This window comes from Aquimonas sp., assembly GCF_044377145.1.
Taxonomy (GTDB): Bacteria; Pseudomonadota; Gammaproteobacteria; order Xanthomonadales; family Xanthomonadaceae; genus Aquimonas.
Genome location: NZ_JBILJQ010000067.1, coordinates 19,446 through 29,848 on the forward strand (window position 1 = coordinate 19,446; position 10,403 = coordinate 29,848).

7 protein-coding genes are annotated in these 10,403 nt (G+C 64.1%); 4 read left to right on the top strand and 3 right to left on the bottom strand.

The features are described 5' to 3' along the window. Positions 1-169: 169 nt before the first annotated feature. Positions 170-976, bottom strand: a complete 807-nt coding sequence (locus ACIQ7H_RS17375) for a GGDEF domain-containing protein (protein ID WP_395793842.1) — start codon at positions 974-976, stop codon at positions 170-172. 60 nt (positions 977-1,036) lie between these two features. After that, on the bottom strand, positions 1,037-3,232 hold the full coding sequence (locus ACIQ7H_RS17380) for a two-component regulator propeller domain-containing protein (RefSeq protein WP_395793828.1): 2,196 nt from the start codon (positions 3,230-3,232) through the stop codon (positions 1,037-1,039). 203 nt (positions 3,233-3,435) lie between these two features. On the opposite strand from ACIQ7H_RS17380, the gene ACIQ7H_RS17385 reads away from it, so the two are divergent. Then, complete coding sequence (locus ACIQ7H_RS17385) at positions 3,436-4,020, top strand: c-type cytochrome (protein WP_395793830.1); 585 nt, start codon at positions 3,436-3,438, stop codon at positions 4,018-4,020. A 29-nt stretch (positions 4,021-4,049) separates the two neighbouring features. Here ACIQ7H_RS17385 and ACIQ7H_RS17390 read toward each other — a convergent pair whose 3' ends face one another. Beyond that, positions 4,050-4,748, bottom strand: coding sequence for a flavin reductase family protein (locus ACIQ7H_RS17390; protein WP_395793832.1), 699 nt, complete (start codon positions 4,746-4,748; stop codon positions 4,050-4,052). Positions 4,749-4,965: 217 nt separating this feature from the next. Between ACIQ7H_RS17390 and ACIQ7H_RS17395 the strand changes: the two genes are divergently transcribed. The 3 genes from ACIQ7H_RS17395 to ACIQ7H_RS17405 all read left to right on the top strand — a co-directional run bounded on the left by ACIQ7H_RS17395 (position 4,966) and on the right by ACIQ7H_RS17405 (position 9,526). Continuing rightward, a complete protein-coding gene (locus ACIQ7H_RS17395) occupies positions 4,966-7,842 on the top strand; it encodes a penicillin acylase family protein (protein WP_395793834.1) in 2,877 nt (958 codons plus the stop codon). Between the two features lie 689 nt (positions 7,843-8,531). Continuing rightward, a complete protein-coding gene (locus ACIQ7H_RS17400) occupies positions 8,532-8,882 on the top strand; it encodes a hypothetical protein (protein ID WP_395793836.1) in 351 nt (116 codons plus the stop codon). 65 nt (positions 8,883-8,947) lie between these two features. Next, positions 8,948-9,526: a hypothetical protein gene (locus ACIQ7H_RS17405; protein ID WP_395793838.1), complete on the top strand. Its 579-nt coding sequence runs from the start codon at positions 8,948-8,950 to the stop codon at positions 9,524-9,526. The last annotated feature ends 877 nt before the right edge of the window (positions 9,527-10,403 follow it).

The following is a 10,403-nucleotide window of genomic DNA, read 5'->3' on the forward strand; positions in this document are numbered from 1 at the left end:
AGGACAGCGGCGAGCGTCGCGCAGCGGTGGGTCAAGACCCACCCTATGTGAATCCGGAGGCTCACTAACACCAAGGCGTGTGCGCGGCGAGCGGCGTGACTGCACCGCTGGGTCTGGACGCAGCGGCTTCAAAATCCCGATTCCCGATTCCCGATTCCCGATTCCCGCCCTAGCTACGCGCCACCGAGCGTTGCACCCGCAGCCCCTGACTCGGCCAATCCTCCAGCTGCGTGCTCGCGAGCAGCTGCATCAGCACGCCGCGTTCGACATCGCCCGGTACGTTCAGGCCGACCCAGGAGTTCTTGCCGTCCCTTTTGGCCCGATACAGCGCCTGGTCGGCCAGGTTCACGCTTTGCTCCCAGTCGCCGAGGCCCAGCCAGGTGCTTGTCAGCGGCCAGGGCGCGTAGCCGATCGAACAGGTGATTTCGATCAGGCGCCCGCTGCGCAGAACCAGCGGCGAATGCGCGATCGCCTGGCGGATGCGCTCAGCGAGTGCCGCGGCGCCGTCGGGGCCGAGGTCGCGCACCGCCAGCAGAAATTCTTCGCCGCCCCAGCGCACCAGCCGGTCCTGCACCCGGCACAGCTCGCGCAGGCGCTGCGCGAACTGCACCAGTACTTCGTCGCCGCTCTGGTGGCCCAGGCTGTCGTTGACGCGTTTGAAATCGTCGACATCGATCATGAAGAACGTAAGCCCGGTGCCGGTGCCGGTGCCGCTGCGTACGCCGAGTTCGCGCTGGATCTGCGGTGCCAGCTCCTGCAGCCACAGCTGCAGCTCGCGCCGGTTGGCGACCTGGGTCAAGGGGTCGATGCGGTTGGCCTGCTCCAGTCTCGCATTGCTTGAGACCAGCAGCTGGTTGGCGGTTTCAAGCTCGGCAGTGCGCTGGTCGACGGTCGCGTTGAGCCGCTCGATCTGACGGCGTTCGCGAGCAATCCGCCCGCGTACCCGCAGTGCGGCCAGGCCGACCAACAGCAGCATGCCCACGACATAGCCGGCATAGGCCAGCGGATGCTGCTAGGGCGGCGGCGACACCCGGATCTACAGCGAGCGCGAGGCGCCGAACTCGGCACCGCGTCCAGCGGCCTTCACTTCCAGCCGATAGCTGCCGGGCGGAAGGTGCGCATAGGTCAGCTCCAGCTGGGCACGGGGCAAGTCGATCCAATCGGTGTCGATGCCGTGCAGGCGATAGCGCAGGCGCGCCGAGGCCGGTGCGGTCGGCTCGATCGCCGACAGCTGCAGCACCAGCGCGGTGTCGCCGTACTTCAGCTCCAGCCGTTCGGCGCGGCCGATATCGATGCCGGCGGTGGCCAGCAGGCTGCGGTCGCTGCCATTGGCCCCGAGCAGGCGCAGGCCGGCGATGACGGGCCGCGCCATCGGCACCTTGGCCTCGCGCTGCCAGGGCTCGATCACGTCCACGCCCGCGGTGCCGCCGAACCACAGCCGCATGTCCGGATCGAGATAGGCGGCGCCGGCGTTGAACTCGACATTGCTCAGGCCATCGCCGGGGCGCAGCACCTGGATCCGCCGGCTCGCCGGGTCGACCAGGTTGATGCCGTCATTGGTGCTCAACCATAGCCGCCCACGGGCGTCGAGCAGGATGCCGTAGATCACCGAGCTCGACAGGCCATCGCGCTCGCCGAAGGTGGTGCTCAGCCGGCCGTCGAAGTCGAGGTGATGCAGCCCGCCGGAGAAGCTGCCGACCCACATGCCGGCGGCATCCGCACGCAGCGCCCACACCGAGGAGTTGACGAGGCCGGCCGCGGTGCTCAGTTGCTGCACGCTTTCTTCGGTGTCCAGCACGAACACGCCGCTGTCGTTGCTGCCGATCCACAGCCGCCCGCGCGCATCGCGTTCGAGCGAGGTCAAGAAGACGTCGCGCAGCGCTTCGGGCACCGGCAAGGCCTGCATTGTCGGCAGGGCGAACTGTTTCAGGCCGGCGCGCGTCGCCACCCACAGCCGATCGGGCTCGCGCCGCAGCGCGGTGATGCGCCAGCTCTCGGTGCCCTCGATCAGCTGAGTGCTGTCATCGGCGGCCAGCCAATGCAGGCCCTGCTGAGTGCCGAGCCACCAGCCGGCATCGTCACCTTCGGCAATCGCGCGCACGGACATGCCGTTCACAGCCGTAACCGCCCGCGGCTCGGCCTTGGCGTCGATCTTCAGCAGGCCGAGATCGAAGCCGATCAGGCGGGTCTCGCCACGCTGCGCGAACGAACGCACGCTGGGTTTCAGGCCGGCGCGCTGCGGGTCCGGCGCCAGCTCGCGCCGAACCGCAGGCGCCTGGCTGCGCGCGCGGAACAGGCCATCGGTGTATGTGCCCAGCCACAGCACGCCGGCAGGGTCTTCATGCAGCAGGGTGATCGCAGAATTCGGCGCAGGCGACAGCTCGATGGCCTGCACGGCAGACTCAGCCGATGCCGGCCGTACCGCCAGCAGCCGCCCATCGCTCAGGCCGACCCACAGCGCGTTGTCGTGGCCGGCTTCCAGCGTGCTGACGTGGGCGCGCGTGCTGAGTTCGTTGGCCACCGAGACCTGGGCGCGCTGCTGCCCGTGCAGGTCGATCTCGAACAGACCGCCGGCCAGGTCGGCCACCCAGTAGCCCTCGCGCGCCGACGCAAAGGCCATGCACGTCCTCCCTTCGGAGCTGCCATCCCATAGCAAGGTGGCTGCAGTCAGCTCGATCAGGTGCAGGCGACAGGTGGCGCTCAGAGCAATGGCGCGACCAAGCCGGTCGGTCTTCAGCGCGACCAGATGTTCGATCGGGCTGATCGACTGCGCCGCACCCAAGTCAGCCGGGATCGCCAGCAAAGCGTTCGGCAAGGCAACAAAAATCGGCCCGCCGAGCGTTGGCGCGATGCCGAGCATCTGCGAGTGGCCGAGTGTCGCTACACCGTAGCGAACGCGCGCCCGGGTGCGCAGGTCGACCACCTCAAGCCCGGCGTCGTTGCTGCCGATCCACAGCCGCTCGCGCTCATCCAGCGCCAGCAGATCGATGCTGCTGCTCAGCAGGCGCTCGGGTTGATCCGGGCGGAAGCGCTGCACTTCGAAGTGATGGCCGTCGAACCGGTTCAAGCCGTCCTGGGTGCCGATCCACAGAAAGCCAAGCTCATCCTCGACCAGCGAGGTGACCGACAGCTGCGATAGTCCTGACTCATGGCCATAGGCCTCAAGTCCCAGATAGCGGGGTTCGGCGGCCTGGGCGCAGCCGAGCAGGCCAGCGAGCGCAAGGCTGAACATCCGGCCCGCCCGCGCGCACACTGCAGCTGCAGATTTAAAGTGTTGCGGCAAGAACACGAAAGCCCCGGCTCGACCATTTGCACTGCCTGCAGCAATTCTCATGCCGCACATGTTTGTGCTGGACTGCAGGCACGCGGATTTCGTTCTCGGGCACAGCTCACCCTGTGCGCAGATTCCTCGCCATTCTCATCAGGAGCAGACCCATGCAAAAGACCCGCAACGCCCGCCCGCGTCCCGTCACGCTTGCGCTTCTGTGCGGCCTGCTGATCGCGGCCGCGCCCGTCTGGTCCAGCACAGCGCCCGATGTCGAAACCGCCTGCCTCGACTGCCACCGCCCGCAGCAGGATCGCGGCGCGGTGCCGGTGATCGAAGGCCAGCACGCCGACTACCTGCGCGCCCAGCTGCAGCGCTTCCAGCAGCGTCACCGCGAGGGCTTTCCAATGAACGCGCTCAGCGCCGGGCTGGAGGCAGCCAGCCTGTCAGCGATGGCGGATGCGCTGGCCGCGCGGCCGTGGCGTGCGGCATCCAGCGCGCCGCAGCCGCGTGCTGACATCGGCCGCGAGCAGCTCGACGCCTTCGACTGTGCCAGCTGCCACGGCAGCGACTTCCGCGGCGGCGGCAGCATTCCACGCATCGCCGGCCAACAGGCGGCCTACCTGCAGCGCCAGATCGCCGCCTTCGGCGAATCCGAGCGCCACCATCCACCGGTCGGCGGCGGCGCGCGCATGTACGGCATCACGCCGGATGCGGCCGAAGCCATCGCCGCTGCCTTGGCTGAACTCGACTGATCTGACCGCCCGGCGGCGGGCCTACAGGTTCACGTGCCGATGGCGGCGTCCAGCTCGCGGGCTGTGTGTCGTGCCCGATCCACATCGGGGCTCCGGTACATCGATTCCTCGATGCTTGAGAGCGCTGAGGGGTGCAGCTGTTGCGCACTCAGGCCGTAGAACTTCTGATAGCTCATGATCAAGGGGCGCCACTTGTCGGGGTCGACGCGATTCGGCAGGCCGTCCATCACGATGGATGGGTGCAGGTGCACCCGCACGATACGCACCTCGATGTTCAGCAGGCGGCCGCGCAGGTCCGCATCGCCGTCGGCAATGCCGTGGACCGACTCGACCAGCGCCTCAAGCTGCACCGGGCATTCGCGCACGCGTGGCGCAGCGACTGCCTGCGACGCCTCAGGCGTGAACCCACTCAGCGCGAACTTGTCGCGCACATGCCGGTAGCCGCGCGCCGCCTTGGCCGGCGGCACCGGATCAGCGCCGGTCGTCAGTGCGAGCCGATCGACCTGCGACACCTGCGCCTGCGACGGCAGATTCAGCACGCACTGCCGCGATCGCTGCAGGTTGCGCGCCGTCTGCGACCCAGCACTCAGGCCGAGCACGCAACGCCAGCCGAGCCAGAACGCCGATGACATCGGTGCGAGATTGGCGCCGCCATCGTCGTTCACTGTGCTGATCACCACGACGGGCGTGCCGAAATAGAGGATGGCGGGTTCGCTTGCGTTGTGCATGGCTTCAAGGGTTCTGGTCGGGAACGCCAGTGTTGCCGCTTCGACTCAGCCGGGCTCGCCGTAATCGGACGTGTGAGCCGCGCGCCATCCCTACATGCTGCGCACGCCCTTGGCCGCCATCCGTCGGCGTATGCATACTCGCGAGTGACCTCGGTCACACAAAGCAGCATTCGAGCGCAGCGCTTCGCGACTGCGCCACAAACCAGGGAGGAATCGCATGTTCCAAATCAATCGAGCTGGGCGCGGTGTTGCCGTGCTTGCAGCCGCCATTGCGTTGAGTTTCGGGTCCGGGCTGGTCTCCGCCCAAGCCTTGCCGGCCCCCGGCCTGAAAGCCAATGGCAGCATTTCCTACGACGCCGAAGGCGTGCCCACCGTTACCGCCGCCACCGATGAAGACGCCGCCTGGCTGATGGGCTACGCCCACGCCCGCGACCGGTTCTTCCAGATGGACCTGCTGCGCCGCACCGCCAGCGGCACCTTGGCTGAACTGGTCGGCCCCAGCGTGCTGGCGCGCGATGTCGAACTGCGCACCCTCGGCCTGCGGCGCGCCGCCTGGGCCGCCTGGGGCAAGGCCTCGCCCGAGCTGCGCGGCCAGCTGAAGTTCTATTCCGATGGCGTCAACGCCTGGCTGAAAGCCAACCCCGTGCCGGCAGAACACCGCGCGCTGGAGCTGACCTCGGCCGATCCGTGGTCGCCGGTCGATTCGATGGTGATCGGCAAGCTGCTGGCCTTCCAGCTGTCGTTTGACTTGGATATCGACTTCACCGTGCGCCTGGGCGCCTACCAGCAGGCCGGTGCTGCTGCCGGCTTCAATGGCGCCGCGCTGTTCTTCGAGGACACCCACCGCAACCAGCCCGGCGACGATCGCATCAGCGTGCCCGGCTTCCTCGCCGCACAAGCGGCGGCAGGCGAGGGCAGTGCAGCGCCCAAGTCGGGTGAGGGTTTCGATGCCAACGCCGTGCCGATGGTCTCGGCCGACCTGATGCAGGCCGCGCAGAACTACGTCGAGCGCGTGCGCGACAACCCGGTGATCGCCCCGCAGATGTCGCGCCGCGAAAACCGCGCCGGCTCCAACTGGTGGATTGTCGGCGGCCAGCACACTGCCTCCGGCAAACCCATTCTGGCCAACGACCCGCACCTGGGCCTCGACACCCCGGTGCTGTTCCACGAAGGCCACGTGATCTCGAACGACCCGCGCTACCCGACGCCGATGAACACCGTCGGTGCCATCGCCACCGGCACGCCGGTGCCGATCCTCGGCTGCAACAGCCACCTGTGCTGGGGCCTGACCACCAACCCGCTGGATGTCACCGACACCTACAGCGAGCGCTTCATCCTCAACAGCTACGGCCTGCCGACGCACACGATCTACCAGGGCACGCCCGAGCCGGTGCTGTGGGTGTTCCAGAGCTTCTTCGTCAATGCCATCGGCGATGGCGTGGCGGATAACGTCAGCCGCAACAACTCGATCGGCTACACCAATGGCGGCATCACCGTGCTGGTGCCGCGCCGCAATCACGGCCCGGTGCTGAGCATTACCGGCAATACCGGCATCTCGGTGGCCTACACCGGCTGGGGCGCGTCCAATGAGCTGGAAGCCTTCAGCCGCGTCAACCGCTCGACCAACCTGGCTCAGTTCCAGGCCGCCGTGCAGTACTTCGATGTCGGCTCGCAGAACTTCGCCTATGCCGACAAGCTGGGCAACATCGCCTACTTCTCTACCGCCGAGGCGCCCATCCGCGAAGACCTGCAGCGCAATACCGTCACCGGCGTGCCGCCGTATCTGATCCGCAACGGCCAGGGCGGCAATGAGTGGCTGCCGCGGCAGAATACCTACACCGCGCAGTCCGTGCCCTATGAGGTGCTGTCGCCGGCCGAAATGCCGCAATCCGTCAACCCGGCCCGCGGTTACATCGCCAATGCCAATAACGACCCGGTCGGCAATACGCTCGACAACAACGTGCTGAACACCCAGCGCCCGGGCGGCGGCATCTACTACCTGGCGCCCGGCTATTCCAGCTACCGCATGGGCCGGATCGACCGCGAAGTGCAGCGCCTGATCGCCCGCGGCGGCGTCACCGTCGAAGACATGAAAGCCCTGCAGGCCAACACCCAGTACCTGGATGCCGAACTGGTGCTGCCGCATCTGCTTTCAGCCTTCGAGCGCTCCGCCAGCGGCGGTACCGGCTGCAGCGCCACCCTGGCCCGCGATACGCAATTGGCCGACGCCATCAACCTGCTGCGCCGCTGGGACTACTCAGCGCCCACCGGCATTCGCGAAGGCTACGACCGCGGCGACAACCCGCTCTCCCTGCCGGAGCCCAGCGATGCGCAGATCCGCAACTCAGCCGCCGCCACGGTGTGGGCGATCTTCCGCGGCCAGCTGGTGCGCAACGTCATCGACAGCACCCTGGCTCGCGTCGGGCTCGGCAACTTCACCCCGGGCAATAACGAGGCCTACACCGCGGTCAAGCACCTGCTGGACACCTTCGCCACCCGCCAGGGCCGCGGCGCATCCGGGCTGGACTTCTTCCAGGGCGTGCCGACCTCGGCAGCCGCAGAATCGGCCGCCAATCGCCGCGACTGCGTCCTGCTCACCAGCCTGCGCTCGGGCCTGAACCTGCTGGCCAGCGATGAATTCAAGCCGGCCTTCAACAACAGCAGCAACCTGCTCGACTACCGCTGGGGCAAGCTGCACCGCATCGTGTTCGACCACCCGCTGGGCGGCCCCTTCAACCTGCCGGGCAGCAATGCCTACCCGTTCCAGAACCTGAGCCCGGCACTGCCCGGCGTCGCCCGCCCCGGCGGCTACGAAGTGGTCGACGCCTCCGCCCACGGCGTGCGTTCCAACACGGTGAATGGCTTCATGTTCGGCAGCGGCCCCGTACGCCGCTTCATCGGCGAAATGACCGACCCACCGACCCTGCTGCAAATCATGCCCGGCGGCCAGGACGGAAAAATCGGCGGCCCCGGCTACATCAGCCAACTGCCGCGCTGGCTGGTGAACGACTACAAGCCACTGGTACTCGACCCGGCAGCCTCGCAGGCGGGAGAAGTGGTAAGGATCGAGTTCAGGCCTGCGTTGAGTAACTGAGGTACGTCGGATGGAAAGCAAAGGGCCCGCGAAAGCGGGCCTTTTGTGTTGGGGGTTGGGTTCGAGTGCACTTCGGGATTGATTGCGGGCGTGGGATGGGGTAGCGTCGCCAGAGTTTCGGGATGGGTTGGCGTGATTTTCTTGGACTGTGCAGTGAGGCAGTGCGAGGCCAATGGTGCAACCACTTGAATGGATACGTGTTCCGGAGCGGGAACGGGTGTCCGGCGTCGGGTTGGACGTCCATCTGCTGTTTGCATCGGCTTGGCCACAGAAGGGAGGTTTCGAGGGCACTTAGGGCACACGTTAGTGCGGGTCAGGGTCCCTGTGTTCAACGTCACTCCAGCAAGAAGGAGCGCAAGTCAACGCGCAAAGGAGGATAAGCGCATGAGGAAAAGGGTGTTCATCACCCCAGCAACACACCAGCCATCTTGGTTGTCATCGGTTGGGCCTGCTTCATCCTTTGAGGCTTTCCCGAGAAAGAGGTGGTAAAAATTCTACTTCTGGCGCTGGCCAGGCGCCTGCCCTAAGTATGCTTTTGCATGCTGCCCATAACTCAAGCCGATCAAATCAGCCGTTGCGCGATTGATCTGGCCTCAAATTTCGCGCATTCGGCGTCAACCAGTTTCATCGGTCTCGGATAGGCGTAAAGGGTTGATGATGATCGTCGTGAACAAATCAAGGAGAAATCTATGTCGTGGGATCAGATTAAGGCTCAGGTTGAAAAGGCTGGCAACGTGAGGACCTTCACAATGGAGACGCTCCGAGACGCACATGGTGCCCAGAAGTTGGGTGTGAACGTGCGTTCTGCAATCAGCCAAGAGCTCGCTGGTATAGGGCTGGGTCATGTTCCTGTGGAGCTGCCGACCTATCAGCATGAGCCGGTGCGCCTCTTTAAGCGTGGTACGCCAGTCGGTCAGTTGATCGAAAGCGTGCTCGACCCTGGAGAGCAGAACGACAAATTGCTGACCGAGCGCTTTGCTTCAGCTGGTCCAGATTATTCGGAAATTGTCGAAAAGATCAGAAGGCTTGTCGCCGAGTGACGTTCAACCCTTCATTCAAGCTGACAGCGCTTCGGGGCTCGGCTTAACGCAGGTGGGAGCCTTCATTGGATATTCTCTCGTTCGTAGCATCCCTTGCAGAGTCCTTCGCGTGGCCAATCGCCCTGATCAGTACCATCTTGGTGTTGAGGAAGCAGGTGGTCGGTCTCGTTCCATTGCTCCGAAAGCTCAAAGCCGGACCGGTTGAGGCGGAGTTTGAGCGAAGTGTTGAGGAGCTCAGTTCCGAGGCTGAGATCACCGCTCTGCCTTCTTCCGTGCCCAATACGCTTGAGTCCGGCGCTGCCCGACTCTACAAGTTGGCAGAGATCAGCCCGCGCGCCGCGGTGATCGAGGCATGGCAATCTGTGGAAAGAGCTGCGAGGAGTGCCGTTCTCAATCATGCTGGCTCGCCCCCGCCCGACATGGCAACTCCACTCCAGTTGCAGACGGCGCTAATGGAGCTCAGGCTAGTTACGCCAGACGAGTTTCAGCGCTTCAGCAAACTTAGGGGGCTGCGAAATCGGGCAAATCATTCGGATGAGTTCAGCCCTTCTCCTGAGGCAATTCTTTACTTCATCCAGCTTGCCGGTTCGCTTGAACACAGGCTCTCTACCCTTGCGGGCATTGAGGAAGGAGACCAAGTCTAGTTTGTTGCATCGATCTGCCGTCGGGCTCGTGCCCGAGCTGATTCTGAATTTAAAGGGTTTACGTTTTGGTGCAAAACAGGGGTCATGGTTTAAAAAAGAGGAAATGATATGGAGTTTATAGATGTAGAGTTTTCTTACATTGAAGAGGTTTTAGCGCCAATCGACTCTTCCATCTTGAAAATCAGTCGACAGATTTCTGAATCCGATGTTTGGGGCGTTGGCCCTCTGTGTGACAAAGGTGAGTACCTAATCGGGCTGGGTTTCTGCATAATGCAGCGATATATGTTTGATGTGCTTAGGGATGTTGATATAAAACCCGTTGAGGCAAGATTGCTCGGTCCTCGAAGTTCTTCAGGCGAACCTATTGCCGAGCTAATTCATGCTGCTGCGAATTACTGGAAGCATGAGCCGGAATGGCATATTTGGTTGGATAAGCTTAAAGCTGATTCGCAAAAAACGATAGACAATGTGCTCCATCGCAGGGACTCTGCCCAGTACCCATTGTCAGATCTGCTAGCCGATTTGAACGGAAGCTCGGAGCTAACTCTTATAGGATGCTTGTCGTATCTGATTCAATGGCGAGAATCTGTACTCCGGCACATCGTAGGAACGCACGAGCGGGGTCAAGTCTAGCTTTGTAGCACCGAGTTGCTCATTTCCATGCCTGAGCTGAATCTGAACCTATTGCTGAAGACTTAGCTCGGCGCCTGTCGCCTGTTCTTCCGCCCATCCCCTAAGGAAGCTCTGATCTATCCGCCCCGACAGCTACCATAGTCCACCGCCCGCAGAATGTTCAGCCGATGAAGCAGACCACCTTCGACTCCCTGGCCTACACCGCGAAGAAGAAGCAGACGCGTCGCGAGAAGTTTCTTGCGGA